The sequence below is a fragment of the Leclercia sp. 29361 genome, assembly GCF_011290365.1.
Classification (GTDB): domain Bacteria; phylum Pseudomonadota; class Gammaproteobacteria; order Enterobacterales; family Enterobacteriaceae; genus Enterobacter; species Enterobacter tamurae.
Genome location: NZ_CP049786.1, coordinates 2,852,749 through 2,873,506 on the forward strand (window position 1 = coordinate 2,852,749; position 20,758 = coordinate 2,873,506).

Here is a 20,758-nt window from a genome sequence, read left to right on the forward strand (position 1 = left end):
ATTCGTTCTTTCGAAGATGATCTCTAATGTCCTGACTCATGATGGGCATTAACGATAATAAAAGGAGGTAGCAAGTGACTATTGCTATTGTTATAGGCACACATGGTTGGGCTGCAGAGCAGTTACTTAAAACCGCAGAAATGCTTTTAGGCGAACAGGAAAACGTCGGCTGGATCGATTTCGTTCCCGGTGAAAACGCCGAGACACTGATAGAGAAATACACGGCTCAACTCTCCAGACTGGATACCAGCAGCGGCGTATTGTTCCTTGTTGACACATGGGGTGGTAGCCCGTTTAACGCCGCCAGCCGCATTGTTGTCGATAAAGACCAGTATGAAGTGGTCGCCGGGGTCAATATTCCGATGCTGGTTGAGACCCTGATGGCACGCGACGACAACCCGAGCTTTGACGAGCTGGTGGCGCTGGCGGTCGAAACCGGTCGCGAAGGCGTGAAAGCGCTGAAAGCGAAACCGGTTGAGGTTGCAAAAGCTGCACCGGTTGCCGCCGCAGCTGCCCCTAAAGCCGCCGCCCCGCTGAAGCCCATGGGCCCGAACGATTACATGCAGATAGGCCTTGCGCGTATCGACGACCGACTGATTCATGGTCAGGTTGCGACACGCTGGACCAAAGAGACCAACGTCCAGCGCATCATCGTGGTCAGCGATGAAGTGGCCGCTGATACGGTGCGTAAAACCCTCCTCACCCAGGTGGCGCCGCCGGGCGTGACCGCCCACGTGGTGGACGTCGCCAAAATGATCCGCGTCTATAACAACCCGAAATATGCGGGCGAGCGCATCATGCTGCTGTTTACCAATCCGACCGACGTTGAACGCGTTGTCGAAGGCGGCGTAAACATTACGTCTGTCAACATTGGGGGTATGGCGTTCCGTCAGGGTAAAACCCAGGTGAACAACGCGATTTCAGTCGATGAGAAAGATATCGAAGCCTTTAAGAAACTCAATGCCCGCGGTATTGAACTTGAGGCCCGTAAAGTTTCCACCGATCAGAAACTGAAAATGATGGATTTGATCGGCAAAGTCGGGAAATAACCCTGCGCTGATTTTCACATAAAGCTTATGTCATAGGAGAAGTACAATGGAGATTACCACTCTTCAGATTGTGCTGGTGTTCATCGTCGCGTGTATAGCGGGTATGGAATCCGTACTTGATGAATTTCAGTTTCACCGTCCGCTGGTTGCCTGTACCTTAATCGGCGCCGTTCTCGGGGATATGAAAACCGGTATCATCATCGGTGGTACCCTGGAAATGATCGCCCTTGGCTGGATGAACATCGGTGCGGCAGTAGCACCGGATGCGGCTCTCGCCTCCATCATCTCTACCGTTCTGGTTATCGCCGGCCATCAAAATATCGGCGCCGGTATCGCGCTGGCTATCCCGCTGGCGGCTGCAGGCCAGGTTCTGACCATCATCGTGCGTACCATCACCGTTGCGTTCCAGCATGCGGCTGATAAGGCGGCGGAGAATGGCAACCTGACGGCACTCTCCTGGATCCACGTCTCGTCCCTGTTCCTGCAGGCGATGCGTATCGCTATCCCGGCGGTTATCGTGGCGATTTCTGTGGGTACCAGCGAAGTCCAGAGCATGCTGAACGCCATTCCTGAGGTGGTGACCGGCGGTCTGAACATTGCCGGCGGCATGATCGTAGTGGTGGGTTATGCGATGGTCATCAACATGATGCGCGCAGGCTACCTGATGCCGTTCTTCTACCTCGGCTTTGTTACCGCGGCATTTACCAACTTCAACCTGGTGGCACTGGGTGTGATTGGTGCGGTCATGGCTATCCTCTATATCCAGCTAAGCCCGAAATATAACCGCGTAGCCGGTGGTGCGCAGGTTGCTGGTAATAACGATCTCGATAACGAACTGGACTAGCAGGTGAGCGACATGGTTGATATGACTAAAACTACCCCTCAGAAAAAACTGACTCCAGGGGATATTCGTGGCGTGTTCATCCGTTCTAACCTGTTCCAGGGTTCATGGAACTTCGAACGTATGCAGGCGCTGGGCTTCTGCTTCTCGATGGTGCCGGCGATTAAACGTCTGTACCCGGAAAATAACGAAGCGCGTCGTCAGGCGATTAAGCGTCACCTGGAATTCTTCAACACCCATCCTTACGTTGCAGCCCCGGTACTGGGCGTAACCCTGGCGATGGAAGAGCAGCGCGCAAACGGTGCCGAGATCGACGATGGTGCCATCAACGGTATCAAAGTGGGTCTGATGGGGCCGCTGGCTGGCGTGGGCGACCCCATCTTCTGGGGTACCGTGCGTCCGGTCTTCGCGGCGTTGGGTGCCGGTATTGCCATGAGCGGTAGCCTGCTCGGTCCCCTGCTGTTCTTTATCCTCTTCAACGTGGTGCGTCTGGCGACCCGTTACTACGGCGTGGCCTACGGCTACCGTAAAGGCGTGGATATCGTTCAGGATATGGGCGGCGGCTTCCTGCAGAAACTGACTGAGGGGGCGTCAATCCTCGGCCTGTTTGTCATGGGGGCGCTGGTGAACAAGTGGACGCACGTCAACATCCCGCTGGTGGTGTCAACCATCACCGGCCAGGATGGTCAGACTCGCGTCACCACCGTGCAGACCATCCTTGACCAGCTGATGCCGGGCCTGGTTCCGCTGCTGTTAACCTTCGCCTGTATGTGGCTGCTGCGTAAGAAAGTCAATGCGCTGTGGATCATCGTCGGCTTCTTCGTTATCGGTATCGTAGGTTACGCTATCGGTCTGCTGGGTCTGTAAGTTTTACTGAATACACCGGGGGCATGTACGCCCCCGTTTTTTTATCCGGAGGATGAATGACGGTCACGGACATCGTACTGGTTGTCTTTATTGTTGCCCTTCTGGCGTATGCCATCTACGACGAATTGATCATGCCCCGCCGCCACGGCGCGACCCTGCTGACCATCCCCCTGCTGCGTCGCGGACGCGTTGATGCCGTCATCTTTGCCGGCCTGCTGATGATCCTGATTTATAACAACGTGATGAGCCAGGGGGCTTTATTAACCACATGGTTATTATGCGCTCTGGCATTAATGGCGTTTTATCTGTTCTGGATGCGGGTGCCGAAAATAATCTTCAAATCCACTGGATTCTTTTTCGCCAATGTCTGGATAGAATATAACCGTATTAAAGAGATGAATTTATCGGAAGACGGCGTGCTGGTGATGCAATTAGAGCAGCGGCGCCTGCTCGTCCGGGTCAAGAATATTGACGACCTGGAGAAGATATACAAATTACTCGTTAAAACTCAATGAGATAAAATAATAGCACTGGCTATATTTTGACGATAAATTTATCCAGTCATATAGCCAAAGCTATATTCGGTGATGTAATACACGTCATATTATTAACGTTATTTTCACATCAAAATCTAAATGAAAATCGTTATCATCAAGCATGCGAATAATACTTTCCGGTTGTTGTTTTAACTTCTCAAAATATGTTAAGGTTGCGCCCGTCGTTGGGGAGTAGCCGATTTCCGGCATGCCGGAAATGTACGTGTCAACATACTCGTTGCAAAACGTGGCACGTACGGATTGTTTCTGCGTCAGGCAGAGGATCAGGCGAGACCATAGATGCATCAACTGCTGTTTACTGGGGGCAGTGATGTGTCATATGGATATTCCCGGTCTGGACGCGCTGATGAACCTCTCTGCAACCCTTCTTCTGGCCTTTGGTATGTCTATGGATGCATTTGCTGCTTCCATGGGGAAAGGTGCCACGCTCCACAAACCCAAATTCTCTGAAGCCCTGCGTACCGGCCTTATCTTCGGTGCGATTGAAACCCTGACGCCGCTGATCGGCTGGGGTCTGGGGATGCTCGCCAGCCAGTTCGTGCTGGAGTGGAACCACTGGATCGCCTTTATCCTGCTGACCTTCCTCGGCGGGCGTATGGTTATCGAAGGCATTCGTAATGATGTCGATGAAGACCAGCCCGTTCACCGCCACGGCTTCTGGCTGCTGGTGACGACGGCAATCGCCACCAGTCTTGATGCAATGGCGGTTGGCGTGGGGCTGGCGTTTCTGCAGGTGAACATCATTGCTACCGCGCTGGCAATTGGCTGCGCGACCTTAATCATGTCCACCCTGGGGATGATGATCGGCCGCTTTATCGGCCCGCTGTTAGGCAAACGCGCCGAGATCCTCGGCGGTGTGGTGTTAATGGGTATCGGGGCTCAAATCATGTGGAGCCACTTCGCCGGTTAACCGACGCGCTGCCAGCAGTGGATGCTAAAATCGGTCTGGCAGCTAAATAGTTCCTGTTTTGCCAGCGTCTCCCACACCTCCGGTTTTGCCCGCCACGCAAACGGCGTCATCTGTAACAGCGCCACCGCCTCTGTTCCGCTCAACGACATGTTATACGCCAGCGACTGCTCCTCCCGGAGCGCAAAACCAGCCAGCTGTTCTGAGTGCGGGGCATGCAGCAGAACGTCGCTGTAAATCAGCCCTTTTAGCTCCATCAGGTGACGCGGACCCGGCGTGACGGTAATCACCCAGCCGCCCTCTTTCACCACCCGGGCCAGCTCTTCCCCTTTGCAGGGGGCGTAAATGCGGATTACCGCATCCATGCTGCTCTCCTCAAACGGCAGTCGGTGGCTGGACGCCACGCAAAAGGTGACCTGCGAATAGCGTTTAGCTGCGGCACGGATGGCGGATTTAGAGACGTCCAGACCAAAGGTTCCGGCACCCTTTGTCGCTGCAGTATCGGCAAAAGCGGCGGTGTAATACCCTTCCCCACAGCCGATATCAAGAATCGACGTTGCGCTATCGGGCAGTAAGGTCGCCAGCTTACCGGCGACTGCATCGCGCAGGGGCTGATAATGACCGGCGTCGAGAAAGGCTCTGCGCGCTTGCATCATCTCTGCGCTGTCGCCCGGATCGCGGGAACGCTTGTGCTGCACCGGGAGCAGATTGACATAGCCCTCTTTCGCCATATCGTACCGATGCCCCTGCGGGCAGGCGTAACTTTTATCCGTTTGCGCCAGCGGCGCGTGGCAAAGAGGACAGCAGAATGTCATGGGAACTCCGGGCAATCATAAAGGGCGAAAGTGTACCGCTAATCGCCCCGCTATAAAACGGCCTTAACGCATTACGATGAGATGGCTGGAATCGGCCGGTAAGCCGTCAGGTTTGATGTTTTCGATGCGCAGCACGTCACCCATAATCTGGCTGAACACCGGTGCCGAGACTGCCCCGCCATAATAGGCCCCGTTTTGCGGATCGTTGATCACCACCGCGAGGGCAAACACCGGACGGCTGGCCGGGGCCACGCCGGCGGTATAGGCCACGTATTTATCAACATAGTTGCCACCCTCATCGATTTTCTTCGCGGTACCGGTTTTCACTGCCACCCGGTAATCACGCACCGCCGCTTTAACCCCACCGCCGCCGGGCAGCGCCACGCTCTCCATCATGTGCTCCACCTCCTGCACAATGGATGCGGGCATCACCTGAGTGCCGATAACCGGCGGATCGATACGGGTGATGGAGAGCGGACGTTCCAGGCCATTGCTGCCAATGGTGGCGTAGACGTGAGCCAGCTGGAGCGGAGTGACCATCAGGCCATAGCCAAAGGCAAAGGTAGCGCGATCGAGCTGACTCCAGAATTTACGCTCAGGCAGCAGGCCGCTGCTCTCCCCGGTTAAACCGAGGCCGGTAGAGCGACCAAAGCCGAACCCGTGATAGGTATCCAGCAGCCGCTGGATCGGCATCGCCAGCGAGAGCCGGGACACGCCGGTATCGCTCGATTTTTGCAGGATGCCGGTCAGCGTCAGCTCCGGGTAATAACCAACATCGCGGATGCGGTGTCCGGCCAGGGTGTAGGGATGAGTGTCGATAACGCTGTCTGGCTGCACCAGCCCTTGCTGTAGCGCGGTCATCAGCACCAGCGGCTTGACAGTGGAGCCCGGCTCGAAGGTGTCGCTGATGGCGCGATTACGAAAATCATTCAGCGTCGCGCCGTCACGGTTATTGGGATTGAAGTCCGGGAAGCTGGCCATAGCGAGGATCTCCCCGGTCTGGACGTTGATCAGCACTGCCGCGCCCGACTCCGCCTTGTTCCACGCCACGGCATTATCCAGCGCATCTTCGGTGATAGTCTGTAACCGCTCGTCAATGCTCAGCTGAATGTTATGGGCCGGAACTGGCGGGACTTCAGTAATATTCTCGATCACATGACCGAAGCGATCTTCGCGGACGCGGCGCAGGCCGGGCTTGCCGGTGAGCTGCGTGTTGAAACTTTTCTCGATCCCTTCGATTCCCTGCCCGTCGATGTTGGTAAAGCCGATCAGGTTTGCCACCACGTGTCCGGCCGGGTAAAACCGTCGGGACTCATCGCGCAGGCTGATACCCGGCAGATGCAGTTTTTCGATCCACTGGGCCTGAGCGGGATCCACCTGGCGAGCCAGATAGATAAAACGTCCCTGGGGATTGCTGTTGATCCGCGCGGCAAGGTTGCTGAGCGACAAATGCAGCGCACTGGCCAACCCCTGCAAGCGATCGTCATACCCGACTCCGCCTTTCGCCAGTACCGTTTTCGGATCGGCCCATACCGCCTGCACCGGCACGCTCACCGCCAGCGGCCGGCCTTCCCTGTCGACAATCATCCCTCTCGGGGCATTAATAGCGACTTCCCGCAGCGAGCGCATATCCTCCTGCTTGACCAGCGGGTCCGGTTTAACAATCTGCAACCAGGCGACGCGCCCCAGCAGGAAGACCAGGCTGCCAAAGATGGCCAGACAGAGAAGGGCAAAACGTATTGGGGTGAAGTTTGCTGCGGGATTGACGGGTTTCTTTTTCACCAGAGCTCCAGGGCTGAATAACAACGCCCTGATTTAACGGCAAATTTGCACCCTGATGGGGAAAACAATGCTAATACTCTCGCAGCTTTGCAACAAACTGCAAACAGAGACGCAGGTGGTAACACTTTGAAAAAATTGCATTAAAAAGCCCCGCACAGGCGAGGCTTTATCTCTGCAACTGAAACGTCGAAACGCTTCAGATTAGGCAGGTGTTCGATCAGATAGCGGTTACGTTAACAGCAGCCGGACCTTTCTGGCCGTCCTGAATTTCGAACTCAACGTTCTGGCCTTCAGCCAGAGTTTTGAAGCCGTTACCCTGGATTGCAGAGAAGTGTACGAACACATCTTTGCTGCCGTCAGCAGGAGTAATGAAACCAAAACCTTTAGACTCGTTGAACCACTTAACTTGACCTTTAATCTTTGCCATTTGCAAAATTCCTTAAAATGTTTTCTTCGCCCGCGGGCATTCACTGAGATAAAACTGAGACATTACTGCATGAGGCACTAATATAAGGTTCGGCAGAGAAGCGGTATTCAACGACAACGTGTTTACTCAGGACTTCTTTACTGAAAATGCCACACATAAACAGAACTGTACCTCGTTTGACCCAAACCGTGTTATCACACACAACTTAAATAATGGCAAGCCATTTTTAAACGTGTCTCGATCAGCCGCACAAATTCAGGGACTGATTTGCCACAATCTGCACAGTAATGCACTTACGTGTATACATAGCCCGTATGTTGCTCGATCAGTAACCGTCAGGGTAGACGCTGTTATCAAAGACTTTTTTACCTTAGACCATTAACTTCATATCGTCCAGCAAGCGAGGCCGATTTCGTGATGCGGTTATTTACGTTAGAACATTTGGTACGAAGTTATGCTCATTTAAACGTAACGGCAGGCATTTGTTTACGTGAAAAAAACAGCATCGAGCGCTTCGCTTGTTTAACTTATATACACCGCAACGTTGATTGTCGCTATGCACCAAAATAATGATATTTTTATGAACCTGCTTCAAAAAAAGGCAATCAAAACGTTTCGATTAAAATAAAATATGATCCGCGTCGGTTTAATACGGAATATGTACTAACCGAACACATAATAGTTTATATGGATAAATATTGACCAATTCGTAACGGCTGAAAGTTATCGCCCGGCAGCAATAAATCCCTCAGGGCCTGAGAGAGCTCTCTGACCGGTTCATCCAGCGATTCGTCTGTCAGCTCAAATACGCCCCAGTGGATCGGGATCGCCTTCGGCATGCCCAGCTTTTGCCAGAGCGCCACCGCCGACTGCGGATCCATATGATGAACCGCCATGAACCAGCGTGGTGCATATGCGCCAATGGGTATCGCAATGGTATCCAGTTTTCCCAGCCGTTGCGGTATGGTCAGCAGCTCCGGGGTATAGCCGGTATCGCCGCTGAACCAGAAACGCTGGTTTTGCCCCTCAAAGACCCAGCCACACCATAGCGAGCGGTTGCGATCCCACAGGGTGCGCATACTCCAGTGCTGTGCCGGGACGGCGGTGAACACCATCCCCTCAAAGACGTAGCTTTGCCACCAGTCCAGCTCGACGACCTGCCGGGCCCCGCGTCGACGGCACCACTCCCCCAGGCCCAATGGCACAAAAAAGGTGAGCTGCGGAAAACGTCGCAGAAGCTGGCGGATCGTGGCCGAGTCCAGGTGATCAAAATGATTATGGGAGATGACCAACGCATCGAGCGGCGGGAGTGCCTTGACGCTCATCACCGACGGCGTTTTTCTGACAGGTCCGGCAAAGGAGACCGGGGAGGCGCGACGGGAAAAAACCGGATCGGTGAGAATGTACTTCCCGTTCAGGCGCAGCAGCAGGCTGGCATGACCCAACCACCAGACGCCGTCTTCTTCATGGGTATTCAGGGTGACAGGTTGCCACCACTGACGGATAAACTGGTCGTAACCCTGTTCGGGCGGTTTCGGCAGGCCGGCGGCTTTGCGTTCTTTCTGCCAGCGTTCGACATCGCCGGGCTGGTGCTCAGATCCATCAGTATTGCGAAAACCCTGCGGGGTATGATGCGCGAGGGAGGCGTTATACCAGGGATTGCTCCAGGCCATACTCACCTCCCCTGACTGGTTAGCGTTCAGCTACCAGACGAATAAAGTCATCGTCCTGGCTGTTAGCCGTCTCTTCTGCCGCTTTTGGTGCTTCTTTCTCTTCCGGTTCATTGGCTTCGCACAGGCGGCGCAGCAGCGCGTTCTGTCGTTTCTGCAAATCGACTAATGTTTCCAGCAGTTCAATTTGCTCATTGGTACGGGAGCTTGCACGGTTGACGAAAAACCAGACCACCAGCCCCACTACCAGCAATACCACCGAGATCGCCAGAGATACCACATTAAGCATCCCGGAATTCACTAACTCACCCATTTCACCCCCCAATAAAAACGCTCATATTACCACTCGCGTTAAGGAAGGAAATCATTTGCGATAAAAATGCCTGTTACCAGGGGATAAACTTATTGATAGAACAAATACCGCTAAAGAACTGTACATCCTGGTCACACATCACGTTGATGGTCTGCGTCCAGAGCAACACACAGGCCACCAATACCAGCACCAGAATCACCCAGCGTATTTTTTTCACTCCACTCTCCGTCCCATAACTGCCTGATGCCAGGTTATCATGCACAACTTAAACCATGCCTAACTGTAACGTGAAGACGAGCCTTTCGGAATCATAGACTTGTTAACGTGAATGTATGGATTAGGCTGGGCGGCAGTCATTAAAAAAATGAGGCAATAATGCGCTTTTTTATTCGCACACTGATTGTTATAGCATTGATCTGGACAGGTTTACTGCTCGCAGGCTACGGCGTGCTGACGGGCAGTAAAGAGAATGCTGCCGGGCTGGGGATTCAATGCCAATACCTCACCGCGCGCGGGTTCAGCACCGCGCAGTATATTCACTCTGATAGCGGCATCATCGGTCTCTCCCGCTGCCCGCTGCTGCGAAAGAGCGAAATCGTGATTGATAACGGCTAACGCAAAGCATAAAAAACGCTGCCAGATGGCAGCGTTTTTTATGCAGGAATAACTCAGAACGGATAGTCGTTGTAACCCATCTGCTCAGAAATCTTCCGCGCCGCCGTGTGCAGCATTTCCACATATTCGTGCAGATGCTCTTCAGAGAAACGCAGCGTCGGGAAGGAGATACTCAGGCCAGCGATCACCACACCGAAGCGGTCGAATACCGGTACGCCGATGCAGCGCAAGCCTTCTTCCTGCTCCTGGTTATCTTCGCCATAACCCTGCTCACGCACTTTATCCAGCACCGCTAACAGCTCGTCGGTGGTGGTAATGGTGCGTTCAGTGCTGCGTTTATACTCGACGTTCTCGAGGATCTGCTTCACTTCTTCACGGTCGCGCCAGGCCAGCAGGACTTTACCGATAGCGGTACTGTACAGCGGGTTGCGGCGACCAATGCGTGAATACATGCGCAGGTTATACATGGAGTCGATCTTATGAATGTAGACAATGCTGTCTTCATCCAGCGCACCGAGGTGCACCGTCTCTTTCGTCAGACGAGAGAGTTCGCGCATCTGAATATCAGCGCTACGGATCAGATCGACGTTCTGCAGCGCGCGTGCGCCCAGTTCAAAAAGCTTCAGGGTCAGGGAGTATTTTTCAGACTCGCCTTCCTGTGCAACATAACCCAGTGATTTCATGGTCTGCAAAAAGCGGTAAACGGTGCTTTTTGACATCATCACACGCTGGGACAGCTCAGTAATACCAATTTCGCGCTCTTCGCCAAGCGCCTGCAAGATGCCGAACACCTTTAACACAGAAGAAACAGAATCTGGCTGTTTATCCAAATCCGCGATTGCCATTAATCACCTCAACGCAAGTGTTTTATAAAATTCAGAACCGGTTTTTATTATAAATTCGCCGCCGCATTGCTGCAATCAATCCTGGCGAACCTGGTTACAAATCTGCGACATATAACCGAAATAACAGTGATAATATCGTTACCCTGTTAATAATAACCCCTATTGCTCATTCATTCTCATGATAAAAACCCTCACAGATGGCCTGCCGTTACCGCAGCGCTATGGTGCCATTGCGACCATTATCATCGGTATTTCAATGGCCGTACTGGATGGTGCCATTGCCAACGTCGCCCTGCCGACTATCGCCAGCGACCTGAATGCCTCCCCTGCCAGTTCAATCTGGATCGTTAACGCCTACCAGATAGCGATTGTCATCTCCCTGCTGTCGTTCTCGTTTCTGGGAGACATGTTTGGCTACCGCCGGGTTTATCAGTGCGGACTGGCGGTCTTTACCCTGACCTCCCTGTTCTGCGCCCTTTCGGACACCTTGCACACCCTGACTCTGGCACGCATCGCTCAGGGATTTGGCGGCGCGGCGCTGATGAGCGTTAATACCGCGCTGATTCGGCTTATCTACCCGCAGCGACATCTGGGCCGGGGAATGGGGATCAACTCCTTTATTGTCGCCGTCTCCTCGGCGGCGGGCCCGACCATTGCCGCGGCGATCCTCTCGGTGGCCTCCTGGCAGTGGCTGTTCTTAATCAACGTCCCGCTGGGGATCGTGGCCCTGCTGTTCGCCCTGCGCTATTTACCCGCCAACGGCCCAAAAAGCAGCATGCCTAAATTCGACCTGCCGAGCGCGATAATGAACGCCCTTACCTTTGGCCTGCTGATCACCGCCCTGAGCGGTTTCGCACAGGGGCAATCCCTGAGGTTGATCGCTGGCGAGGTGGTGGCGCTGCTGGTGGTGGGTTTCTTCTTTGTGCGCCGTCAGCTGGCCCTGCCGGTGCCGTTGTTGCCGGTGGATCTGCTGCGGATCCCGCTCTTCTCCCTCTCCATCGGCACATCAATATGCTCCTTCTGCGCGCAGATGCTGGCCATGGTCTCTCTGCCCTTCTTTCTGCAGAGCGTGATTGGCCGCTCGGAAGTGGAAACCGGCCTGCTGTTAACCCCCTGGCCGCTGGCCACCATGGTGATGGCCCCGTTGGCAGGCTATCTGATAGAGCGGGTGCATGCGGGATTACTGGGCGCGCTGGGGATGGTGATAATGGCAACCGGGCTTTTTGCCCTCGCCCTGCTGCCCGCGGCACCCCAGGATCTGGATATTATCTGGCGGATGATGCTGTGCGGGGCGGGTTTTGGTCTGTTCCAGTCGCCGAACAACCACACCATTATTACCGCCGCCCCCCGTCATCGCAGCGGCGGGGCCAGCGGAATGCTGGGCACTGCGCGCCTGCTGGGTCAAAGTACCGGTGCGGCGCTGGTAGCCTTGATGTTTAACCTGGCCGGGCAAAGCGGCACGCACCTTGCGCTGCTGACCGCCGGCACGCTGGCTACCGTCGCGGCTATCATCAGCGGATTGCGGGTGACGCAGCCACGTTCGCAGGCATAAAAAAAAGCGCGTCCGAAGACGCGCTTTTTTATTCGTGGCCGAAGCCGTTACTTCAGGTAATCGCCGCTACGCAGCGCTTCGATACGCTTGTCCAGCGGTGGGTGAGACATGAACAGTTCGCTCAGCGATTTCGATTTACCGTTGATGCAGAACGCCATCATGCTGGAAGCCTCCTGCGGCTCATAGCTGGTTTTCAGACGCTGCAGCGCGGCAATCATCTTCTCGCGGCCCACCAGTTTGGCAGAGCCCGCATCCGCATGGAACTCACGGTGACGGGAGAACCACATGGTGATAATGCTCGCCAGAATACCAAACACCAGTTCCAGCACCATTGAGACCGCAAAGTAGATCAGCGGGTTGCCGTTACTTGCTTCGCCTTCCTCACGATCCCCGCCCATAAAGCCTGCGGCAATCTGCGCGATAATACGTGAGATAAAGATAACGAAGGTGTTCACCACGCCCTGCACCAGGGTCATGGTCACCATATCGCCGTTAGCAATGTGGCTGATCTCATGGGCAATAACCGCCTCGGCTTCGTCACGGCTCATGTTCTGCAACAGGCCGGTACTGACCGCAACCAGAGAGGCGTCGCGACGCGCACCGGTAGCAAAAGCGTTGATATCCGGAGCGTGATAAATCGCCACCTGTGGCATTTTAATGCCCGCCTGGCGAGACTGGTTCGCCACGGTGGTCATCAGCCAGTGTTCCATATCGTTACGCGGTTGTTCAATAACCTCGCCACCCACGGACTTGAGCGCCATCCACTTGGACATCAGCAGCGAGACAAATGAGCCACCAAAACCAAACAGCAGCGCCATGATCAGCAAGCCCTGAATGCTGCTCGACTGAATTCCTGTCAGGCTAAGTACCAGCCCGAACACCACCATCACCGCAAGGTTGGTGAGCAGGAAGAGCCCGATTCGCATCATAATATTCTTTTAACCTCGATTTAACAAAACGCACTATGCGATTACCCACATCGTATGGGTATTCAGCGTATTTTCAAGCGTTGGAAGGGCGTAAGTCACCAGAAAGACACAACTTTACATAATGAAATGACTGGCTGACGGCAGAATGCTGTTAACAAAAAAACAGGCACAATTTCTTGTGCCTGTCTGGGGGATTATTTCGCCGGGGCGGGGTTTCCGGCAGGATGGTCTTTTTCCAGTTGCGCCAGGTCAATGGCGATCTTCACCGTCTCATCAAGATACGGATCGGGCTCCTGGTAATCCTTCGGCAGGTCATCCAGTTTTTTCAGAAGTGGCTTACCTTCACGTTTGAAGCGGTCATTGATACGCGCCAGACGTGTTGCATCATCCTCTTCGTTCTCCTTCAGACGCTGAGCGTAGTTCAGAGAGACGATATTGCGTTTCGCTTTCAGGGCGTTGAAACGGGCAATATCCTTCATGATGTACTGGAACTCAGGATCTTTGGCGATGCGTTCGTCGTGCTGTTTCAACAGCGCCGGACCAAACTGGGTAATATCGCCCGACTTCACGTAGGTGGCAGCGTTAACGCTATCCCACGGCAACGCGTTATCTTCGAACTTCTCACCCGTTTCCGTCTCTTCGGTCCCGGTCGGCATGATGATATCCGGGGTCACGCCTTTACGCTGGGTACTGCCGCCATTCACGCGATAGAACTTCTGAATGGTGTACTGTACCGAGCCCAGCGCCGGCCATTCCGGGCGCAGCATCTGATCGTAAATGCGGTTCAGGGAACGATACTGCTGCACCGTACCTTTACCAAAGGTCGGTTCGCCAACCACCAGAGCACGATTGTAATCCTGCATCGCGGCGGCAAAGATTTCGGATGCCGAGGCGCTGAAGCGATCGACCAGCACCACCAGTGGACCTTTATAGTAAACAACACCATCGGTATCGGCATCTTCACGCACTTTACCGTTGTTGTCGCGTACCTGTACCACCGGACCGGACGGAATAAACAGGCCTGAAAGCGAAACCGCTTCAGTCAGGGCGCCGCCGCCGTTGGTACGTAGATCGATAATTACGCTCTTAACATTTTGTTTTTCCAGCTTCTGCAGCTGAACCTTGACGTCATCCGTCAGGCCAACGTAGAAACCAGGGATATCCAGCACGCCGACCTTGTCTTTACCCACGGTTTTCACCGTCATTTTCACCGCGCGATCTTCCAGGCGGATACGCTCGCGGGTCAGAGTAACGATACGGGTCTTGGTGCCTTTACCGGCAGGCAGAATTTCCAGACGGACTTTGCTGCCTTTCGGCCCTTTGATCAGGGCAACCACATCATCCAGACGCCAGCCGATGACATCGACCATAGTCTGGCCAACCTGACCGACACCCACAATGCGATCGCCGACGCTTATCGCCTTGCTCTTGGCGGCCGGGCCCCCGGCAACCATGGAGTTGATCACGGTGTAATCGTCATCCATCTGCAGCACCGCGCCGATCCCTTCAAGGGAGAGGCTCATTTCGGTGTTGAACTGCTCGGTGTTGCGCGGAGAGAGATAGTTGGTGTGCGGATCGATTTCGTGCGCGAAGGCCGTCATCGCCAGCGAGAACACATCTTCACTGTTGGTCTGCGCCAGGCGACGAATGGCAAATTTGTAGCGGCGGGTCAGCGTTTCGCGGATCTCTTTCTCATCTTTACCGGTGAGTTTGAGGCTCAGCTCGTCGTATTTGACTTTGCTGTCCCACAGCGCATTCAGCTCGGCTTCATCTTTCGGCCACGGCGACTTACTGCGGTCAAGATTAAAGGTGTCATTACCCGTGAAGTCCATCGGACGTTCAAGCACCTTAAGCGCGTACTGATAGCGCTCGAAACGGCGTTTCTGCGACAGGTTATACAGGTCGTAGAACAGGTCCAGCTTGCCGCTGCGTAACTCGTCGCCCACCTCAGACTGCTTTTTGGCAAACTGTTCGACATCGCTGGCCAGCAGGACGTTATGACTGTAGTCCAGCAGGTTCAGATAGCGGTCGAAAATTTTTGTCGAAAAAGCCTGGTCGAGGTCGAACTGACGATAGTGCGAACGGGTGAAGCGCGATGTGACGCGCTCACTGACCGTTGCGTGCTGGGTCTCTTCCTTTAATACCGGAATTTGATCGACACGCGTAATCTCGTCCACAGCGAAGGCGTGGCCTGTTATTGCAAACAGGCCAGCCAGCGCGGTGAGCTTAAAAAATGTGTTCATGCCGGGCCTGGCCTCCGTTTTAGAACAACAAGTGTTCTGCGCGTACAATCATTGACAGACCAGAAGTCAGCTGTACACGAACGCCATCTTTGGTGATTTCCAGTACGGTGGCATCCATAGCATTGTTACCCGCTTTCACCTTCAGAGACTGACCCACGCTCAGGGCGTTAATGTCAGAAACTGGGGTGTGGCGTGGCTCTTCACGAGGCGCACGCGGGGCTTTTGCCGCTGGTTGCTCAGCACGTGGCTTACGCTCGGTGTTCTCTTTGCGACGCGGTGCCGGACGTGGCTTGCGATCGCGGCGAGGCGCTTCTTCTTCACCATTGGCCGCGGCAGCTTCGCGCTTTTTCGCCTGCTGTTCAGCACGCTGGGCCTGAACGCGCGCTTTGGCTTCTTCGAGCTGCTTACGGGCGTGCTCTACGTGCTGCTCATCCAGCACACCGCAAGGGTTGCCGTCGAGATCGACACGTGTCGCGCCTGCTTTGATACCGTAGAGGTAACGCCAGCTCGAAGTATAAAGACGTAAGGCGGAGCGGAGTTGGGTTTTGCTGAGGTTCATCTCACCTTCAACACGCTCTACCAGATCCTGAAAAATACCAATTTTCAGGGGACGAGCTTCGCCTTCGGCACTAAAACATTGTGGGAAACGTTCGGCCAAAAACGCGATAACTTCTTTACTGCTATTCAACTTAGGTTGATTTTCCATGAAATTTCCTGATTACAACGGACGTTGCCGACAAGCCGCAGGCATGAACAGGCGTCATTATAATGACGCCATCGCTAAATGCTACGTTATCCGTTGATTATCCTGCGACGCTCGCAAAGAATTTATGATAATCGGTCGCGGCGAGGACGTTCTCAAGGTTCGCCACCAGCTCGCGCAGCCCCTGCTCATCCTCGCGGGTAAAGCGATTAAAGACCGTGCTATCGATATCCAGTACACCAATAATCTGATTATTCACTTTCAGAGGAAGTACGATTTCAGCATTGCTGGCGCTGTCGCAGGCAATATGCCCGTCGAACGCGTGGACGTCATCAACACGCTGCACCTGGTCCTGCGCGACCGCGGTACCACACACGCCGCGCCCAACCGGAATGCGTACGCAGGCCAGTTTGCCCTGGAAGGGACCCAGCACCAGCGTCTCGCCTTCCAGCAGATAAAAACCGGCCCAGTTCACATCAGACAGACGTTCAAACAGTAACGCGCTGGTATTCGCCAGGGTGGCTAAAAAACTGGTTTCACCGGCCATCAATGCCTGAAAGTCACGGTTCAAATCCGCGTAGAATTCTGTTTTGCTCATTATTCAATCACTTGGTTGTCTTACAAAATTACAGCATAGCCTATTAAAATAAGCTTTATTTACGTTCATGCTCAAGATGAATCCATTCATGAGTTAAGATAACTATTAACTATCCTTTTTTAGCGCGACCGATGGCTCTTAAAACACCGAAAATAACACCGGCGAAGAAGATAACTGTGCATGCGGTCGGCGATGCGCTGCCTCGTGCACATTATCAGCGTTGTCCCCAATGCGATACGCTTTTTACGTTGCCAAAGATGAAATCACACCAAAGTGCTTTCTGCCCGCGCTGCGACGCAAAAATCCGCGATGGCCGTGACTGGTCCCTGACGCGGCTGGCCGCGATGGCCGTCACCATGATGCTGCTGATGCCCTTTGCCTGGAGCGAACCGCTGCTTAGTTTGCACCTGTTAGGGGTGCGCATCGACGCCAACCTGCTGCAGGGGATCTGGCAGATGACCCAACAGGGCGATCCGCTGACCGCTTCGATGGTGCTGTTTTGTACCGTTGGCGCGCCGGTGGTGCTGGTAGCCGCTATCGCCTACCTGTGGTTGGGCAATATCCTGGGGATGAACCTGCGCCCGGTACTGCTGATGCTCGAGAGGCTCAAAGAGTGGGTGATGCTCGATATCTATCTGGTGGGGATCGTCGTCGCCTCGATCAAAGTGCAGGATTATGCCTGGTTGCAGCCGGGAAGCGGCCTGTTTGCCTTTATCGCGCTGGTGATCCTGAGCATCCTGACCATGATTCACCTGAACGTGGAGCAGCTCTGGGAGCGGTTTTATCCCCAGCGCCCCGCCACCCGCTACAATACCGATTTACGGGTCTGTCTGGGCTGTCACTATACCGGGCTGCCCGACGGGCGTGGCCGCTGCCCGCGCTGCCATATTCCGCTGCGCCTGCGCCGCCACAACAGCCTGCAAAAATGCTGGGCGGCGCTGATCGCCTCGCTGGTGTTGCTGTTACCGGCTAACCTGCTGCCCATCTCGGTGATTTACGTTAACGGGGCGCGCCAGGAAGATACCATTATGTCGGGCATCGTCTCGCTGGCGCAGAGCAACATCGCCGTCGCGGCCGTGGTGTTCATCGCCAGTATTCTGGTGCCCTTTACCAAAGTCATCGTGATGCTGACTTTGCTCATCAGTATTCATTTCAAATGTGAACAGGGGCTGAGAACCCGCATACTGCTGTTGCGTTTCGTTACCTGGATTGGCCGCTGGTCAATGCTGGATCTGTTTGTTATTTCGTTGATGATGTCGCTGATCAATCGCGATCAGCTCCTTGCTTTTACTATGGGACCCGCAGCGCTCTATTTTGGCACTGCGGTGATATTGACTATTCTTGCAGTGGAATGGCTGGATAGCCGCTTACTTTGGGATGCACATGAGTCAGGAAACGCCAGCTTCGCCGACTGAAGCGCGAGTTAAAACAAAACGTCGTATTTCGCCTTTCTGGTTACTGCCGGTTATCGCTCTGATGATCGCCGGCTGGTTAATCTGGACCAGTTATGAAGATCGCGGCAATACCATTACCATTGATTTCCAGAGCGCCGATGGCATCGTTGCGGGCCGTACGCCCGTGCGTTTCCAGGGGGTTGAGGTGGGCACCGTTCAGGATATCTCCCTGGACAAGAACCTGAATAAAATTGAGGTTCGTGCCAGCATCAAGTCCGATATGAAGGATGCCCTACGGGAAGAGACGCAGTTCTGGCTGGTGACGCCGAAAGCTTCGCTGGCAGGGGTCTCCGGGCTGGATGCGCTGGTCGGCGGTAACTATATCGGCATGATGCCGGGCAAAGGTGAGCCACAGGATCACTTTACCGCCCTGGATACGCAGCCGAAATACCGGCTCAACAACGGCGATCTGATGATTCATCTGCACGCGCCGGATCTGGGCTCCCTGAACAGCGGGTCGCTGGTCTATTTCCGCAAGATCCCCGTCGGGCGCGTCTATGACTACGCCATCACCCCTAATAAGCAGGGGGTGACCATCGACGTGCTGATCGAACGCCGCTTCACCTCGCTGGTAAAAAAAGGCAGCCGTTTCTGGAATGTCTCCGGGGTTGATGCCGACCTCAGCCTGAGCGGAGCCAAAGTGAAGCTGGAAAGCCTCGCGGCGCTGGTGAATGGTGCCATCGCCTTCGATTCCCCGGAGGGATCCGAGCCTGCCACCCAGGAAGATGATTTCGGCTTATACAAAGATTTGGCCCACAGCCAGCGCGGCGTGATCGTCAAGCTGACCCTGCCCTCTGCGGATGGTCTGAAAGCTGACTCTACCCCGCTGATGTATCAGGGGCTCCAGGTGGGGCAGCTCACCAAAATGACGCTGAACCCGGGCGGTCTGGTGACCGGTGAAATGACCGTTGACCCGAGCGTGGTGGATCTGCTGCGGGAAAAAACGCGCATCGAAATGCGTAGCCCTAAACTGTCTCTCAGCAACCCCAGCGTCAGCAGCCTGCTCACCGGCAGTACCTTTGAGCTGATCCCCGGGGGCGGCGAACCGGTTAACCAGTTTGTCATCGCCCCAGCCGATAAGGCGCTGTTACAAAAACCCGGCGTCCTGACCGTGACGCTCAGCGCCCCGGAAAGCTACGGTATCGACGCCGGTCAGCCGCTGATCCTGCACGGCGTGCAGATTGGACAGGTGCTTGAGCGGTCGTTAACCAGCAAAGGGGTCACCTTTGAGGTGGCAATTGACCCGGAGTATCGCGAACTGGTGCATGGCGACAGTAAATTTGTGGTCAACAGCCGGGTGGATGTCAAAGTCGGGCTCGACGGCGTCGAGTTCCTGGCGGCCAGCGCCAGCGAGTGGATCAGCGGCGGGATCCGTATCCTGCCGGGTGAGAAAGGCGCCATGCGCGACAGCTATCCGCTGTATGCCAACCTGGACAAAGCCCTGGAAAACAGCCTGAGCGATCTGCCGACCACCACCCTCACGCTGGTGGCCGATACCCTGCCGGACGTGCAGGCGGGCTCGGTAGTGCTGTATCGCAAATTCGAAGTGGGTGAAGTGATCCTGGTCCGCCCGCGTGCCAATGCCTTTGACATCGAACTGCATATCAAACCGGAATACCGCAAGCTGCTCACCAGCAACAGCGTGTTCTGGGCCGAAGGCGGGGCCAAAGTGCAGCTTAACGGCAGCGGGCTGACGGTGCAGGCCTCCCCGCTCTCCCGCGCCCTGCGTGGTGCCATCAGCTTTGATAACCTGAGCGGCGCCAGCGCCAGCCAGCGTAAGGGTGACAAGCGGATCCTCTATCCGTCTGAAACCGCTGCGCGCGCGGTCGGCAGCCAGATCACCCTACACGCCTTTGATGCGGGCAAGCTCGCCGAAGGGATGCCGGTGCGCTACCTGGGGATTGATATCGGTCAGGTCCAGAGCCTGAAACTGATTACCGCCCGCAATGAAGTGCAGGCCACGGCGGTACTGTACCCGGAATATGTCGATAACTTTGCCCGCGCCGGGACGCGTTTCTCAGTGGTCACCCCGCAGATTTCTGCCGCGGGTGTTGAGCATCTGGATACCATCCTCCAGCCCTATATCAACGTTGAGCCGGGACAGGGCAAGTCGCGCCGTGATTTTGAGCTGCAGGAAGCGACCATCACCGATTCACGCTATCTCGATGGCCTGAGCATCGTGGTGGAGGTCCCTGATGCGGCATCGCTCGATATCGGTACGCCGGTGCTGTTCCGCGGAATGGAAGTGGGTACGGTTACCGGCCTGACGCTGGGGACGCTCTCCGATCGAGTGATGGTAGCCCTGCGCATCAGCGATCGTTATCAGCATCTGGTACGTAACAACTCGGTCTTCTGGCTGGCCTCCGGCTACTCGCTCGATTTCGGTCTGACCGGCGGCGTGGTGAAAACCGGGACCTTTAATCAGTTTATCCGTGGGGGGATCGCCTTCGCGACGCCGCCGGGTACGCCGCTGGCGCCGAAATCTCAACCCGGCAAGCACTTCCTGCTGCAGGAGAGCGAGCCGAAAGAGTGGCGCAGCTGGGGAACCGCCCTGCCACGTTAATGCCTGCGCTCCGGTGCAACCCACCGGA

At 55.0% G+C, this 20,758-nt stretch carries 20 protein-coding genes and 1 pseudogene; 9 read left to right on the forward strand and 12 right to left on the reverse strand.

Translation table 11 applies throughout. The annotated features are described in order from the left end of the window. Positions 1–74 precede the first annotated feature (74 nt). The 5 genes from manX (at position 75) to mntP (ending at position 4,224) form a co-directional block, all read left to right on the forward strand. Complete coding sequence (gene manX / locus G7090_RS13585) at positions 75–1,049, forward strand: PTS mannose transporter subunit IIAB (RefSeq protein WP_166182768.1); 975 nt, start codon at positions 75–77, stop codon at positions 1,047–1,049. 46 nt (positions 1,050–1,095) lie between these two features. Beyond that, positions 1,096–1,893, forward strand: coding sequence for a PTS mannose/fructose/sorbose transporter subunit IIC (locus G7090_RS13590; RefSeq protein WP_106993287.1), 798 nt, complete (start codon positions 1,096–1,098; stop codon positions 1,891–1,893). A gap of 12 nt (positions 1,894–1,905) precedes the next feature. Beyond that, a complete protein-coding gene (locus G7090_RS13595) occupies positions 1,906–2,757 on the forward strand; it encodes a PTS mannose transporter subunit IID (protein ID WP_039030789.1) in 852 nt (283 codons plus the stop codon). 56 nt (positions 2,758–2,813) lie between these two features. Then, positions 2,814–3,272 carry a DUF986 family protein gene (locus G7090_RS13600; protein WP_166182769.1) on the forward strand — a complete coding sequence of 153 codons (459 nt, stop codon included), beginning with the start codon at positions 2,814–2,816 and terminating at the stop codon, positions 3,270–3,272. 388 nt (positions 3,273–3,660) lie between these two features. Further along, positions 3,661–4,224 (forward strand): manganese efflux pump MntP, encoded by a 564-nt coding sequence (gene mntP, locus G7090_RS13605; RefSeq protein WP_106993561.1) that lies wholly within the window; start codon positions 3,661–3,663, stop codon positions 4,222–4,224. Here the strand turns inward: mntP and rlmA are convergent. The 7 genes and pseudogenes from rlmA to mgrB all read right to left on the reverse strand — a co-directional run bounded on the left by rlmA (position 4,221) and on the right by mgrB (position 9,445). After that, entirely contained in the window at positions 4,221–5,036 is an 816-nt protein-coding gene (rlmA, locus tag G7090_RS13610) for a 23S rRNA (guanine(745)-N(1))-methyltransferase (RefSeq protein WP_166182770.1), read from the reverse strand. The two genes, mntP and rlmA, sit on opposite strands and share 4 nt — an antisense overlap. Before the next feature lie 63 nt (positions 5,037–5,099). Then, positions 5,100–6,818 (reverse strand): peptidoglycan glycosyltransferase FtsI, encoded by a 1,719-nt coding sequence (gene ftsI, locus G7090_RS13615; RefSeq protein ID WP_166182771.1) that lies wholly within the window; start codon positions 6,816–6,818, stop codon positions 5,100–5,102. 217 nt (positions 6,819–7,035) lie between these two features. Beyond that, positions 7,036–7,245 (reverse strand): transcription antiterminator/RNA stability regulator CspE, encoded by a 210-nt coding sequence (gene cspE / locus G7090_RS13620; RefSeq protein ID WP_001062678.1) that lies wholly within the window; start codon positions 7,243–7,245, stop codon positions 7,036–7,038. A 12-nt stretch (positions 7,246–7,257) separates the two neighbouring features. Next, positions 7,258–7,402 (reverse strand): annotated as a pseudogene (locus G7090_RS13625) (DUF2627 domain-containing protein). A gap of 526 nt (positions 7,403–7,928) precedes the next feature. Further along, on the reverse strand, positions 7,929–8,918 hold the full coding sequence (locus G7090_RS13630) for an MBL fold metallo-hydrolase (RefSeq protein WP_166182772.1): 990 nt from the start codon (positions 8,916–8,918) through the stop codon (positions 7,929–7,931). A 19-nt stretch (positions 8,919–8,937) separates the two neighbouring features. After that, complete coding sequence (locus G7090_RS13635; RefSeq protein WP_106993294.1) at positions 8,938–9,228, reverse strand: YebO family protein; 291 nt, start codon at positions 9,226–9,228, stop codon at positions 8,938–8,940. A gap of 73 nt (positions 9,229–9,301) precedes the next feature. Continuing rightward, positions 9,302–9,445 carry a PhoP/PhoQ regulator MgrB gene (mgrB, locus tag G7090_RS13640; RefSeq protein WP_103180034.1) on the reverse strand — a complete coding sequence of 48 codons (144 nt, stop codon included), beginning with the start codon at positions 9,443–9,445 and terminating at the stop codon, positions 9,302–9,304. 158 nt (positions 9,446–9,603) lie between these two features. On the opposite strand from mgrB, the gene G7090_RS13645 reads away from it, so the two are divergent. Next, positions 9,604–9,843 (forward strand): YobH family protein, encoded by a 240-nt coding sequence (locus tag G7090_RS13645; RefSeq protein ID WP_166182773.1) that lies wholly within the window; start codon positions 9,604–9,606, stop codon positions 9,841–9,843. 53 nt (positions 9,844–9,896) lie between these two features. On the opposite strand, the gene kdgR is transcribed toward G7090_RS13645, so the two are convergent. Then, positions 9,897–10,688, reverse strand: coding sequence for a DNA-binding transcriptional regulator KdgR (kdgR, locus tag G7090_RS13650; protein WP_106993296.1), 792 nt, complete (start codon positions 10,686–10,688; stop codon positions 9,897–9,899). A 178-nt stretch (positions 10,689–10,866) separates the two neighbouring features. Between kdgR and G7090_RS13655 the strand changes: the two genes are divergently transcribed. Further along, complete coding sequence (locus G7090_RS13655; RefSeq protein WP_166182774.1) at positions 10,867–12,240, forward strand: MFS transporter; 1,374 nt, start codon at positions 10,867–10,869, stop codon at positions 12,238–12,240. Between the two features lie 47 nt (positions 12,241–12,287). Here G7090_RS13655 and htpX read toward each other — a convergent pair whose 3' ends face one another. From htpX to G7090_RS13675, 4 genes are all read right to left on the reverse strand, one after another. Next, entirely contained in the window at positions 12,288–13,169 is an 882-nt protein-coding gene (gene htpX / locus G7090_RS13660; RefSeq protein WP_106993298.1) for a protease HtpX, read from the reverse strand. Positions 13,170–13,363: 194 nt separating this feature from the next. Then, complete coding sequence (prc, locus tag G7090_RS13665) at positions 13,364–15,412, reverse strand: carboxy terminal-processing peptidase (protein ID WP_106993299.1); 2,049 nt, start codon at positions 15,410–15,412, stop codon at positions 13,364–13,366. Positions 15,413–15,431: 19 nt separating this feature from the next. After that, positions 15,432–16,118 carry an RNA chaperone ProQ gene (gene proQ, locus G7090_RS13670; protein ID WP_106993300.1) on the reverse strand — a complete coding sequence of 229 codons (687 nt, stop codon included), beginning with the start codon at positions 16,116–16,118 and terminating at the stop codon, positions 15,432–15,434. 97 nt (positions 16,119–16,215) lie between these two features. Next, positions 16,216–16,713: a GAF domain-containing protein gene (locus G7090_RS13675; RefSeq protein ID WP_106993301.1), complete on the reverse strand. Its 498-nt coding sequence runs from the start codon at positions 16,711–16,713 to the stop codon at positions 16,216–16,218. A 131-nt stretch (positions 16,714–16,844) separates the two neighbouring features. On the opposite strand from G7090_RS13675, the gene yebS reads away from it, so the two are divergent. Further along, a complete protein-coding gene (yebS, locus tag G7090_RS13680) occupies positions 16,845–18,128 on the forward strand; it encodes a membrane integrity lipid transport subunit YebS (protein ID WP_166182775.1) in 1,284 nt (427 codons plus the stop codon). Next, complete coding sequence (locus G7090_RS13685; protein WP_106993303.1) at positions 18,097–20,730, forward strand: PqiB family protein; 2,634 nt, start codon at positions 18,097–18,099, stop codon at positions 20,728–20,730. Before yebS ends, G7090_RS13685 begins: the two co-directional genes overlap by 32 nt. Positions 20,731–20,758: the final 28 nt, after the last annotated feature.